Genomic DNA, 734 nt, shown 5'->3' on the forward strand with positions numbered 1-734 from the left:
GAATCGGGTGGTTAGTGGACGTTAGAGTCACGTTGGGACCAAACATAACGTTCTTGCCAATGTTGATCTCATAGTCGTCTACAAGCGTCAAACCCGTATTGGCATAAGCGTTGCCAGAAAAAGTTGTGCGGTGCCCGTAAGCAACCGAAATAGGCGGCTCGAGGAACGCATTTGAAGCACTTTCCCCAAACAGTTCCGCAATGAGTTCTTTACGTAGGGCCTCATCATCTACGGTTGTTCGATTGAAACGCGCAACCAGGCGCTTAGCCCGGTCCCGCTCACTCTTGAGTCCTTCCAAGCCCTCGTAGGCATCGCAGTACAGCTCGCGCTCTTCAATGCGCCTGCGAACTTCTTCTTCTGAAAAATAAGTAGACATTAGTCTATTCCTTCTATTCTTGGGCAGCCGCAAGATTCTCCTGGCACCAGTGACACAGGGAAGATCATGTGCTCTGGTAAAGGCTCGTAAGGTTCCTTAACGAGGGTTTCGACTGCGGTGGTAAGCATTTCGTTAATGGGCTGTCTTACAGTGGTGATTCGAGGTTGAACATACTTAACGGTGTCCGTGCCATCGAAGCCCATGATGGCAACGTCTTGAGGGACGCGCACGCCAGCTTCTGTTACGGCTTTTTGGAAGCCAATAGCTAGTGCGTCAGAAAAACAGAATACGGCTGATGGGCGCGAGTCTAGCTGTAGGAACTGCTTTCCGGCCTCATATCCGCCCTCTAGTGACCACG

At 51.1% G+C, this 734-nt stretch carries 2 protein-coding genes; both read right to left on the reverse strand.

Annotation, left to right across the window (positions count from 1 at the left end):
- On the reverse strand, positions 1 to 376 hold a 376-nt coding region (locus tag HMPREF1627_RS00315), incomplete at its 3' end, for a maltose acetyltransferase domain-containing protein (protein ID WP_034499892.1).
- On the reverse strand, positions 376 to 734 hold a 359-nt coding region (locus tag HMPREF1627_RS10450), incomplete at its 5' end, for a LacI family DNA-binding transcriptional regulator (protein ID WP_158705777.1). The genes HMPREF1627_RS10450 and HMPREF1627_RS00315, both read right to left, overlap by 1 nt.

The organism is Actinomyces sp. S6-Spd3 (assembly GCF_000758755.1).
Taxonomy (GTDB): domain Bacteria; phylum Actinomycetota; class Actinomycetes; order Actinomycetales; family Actinomycetaceae; genus Pauljensenia.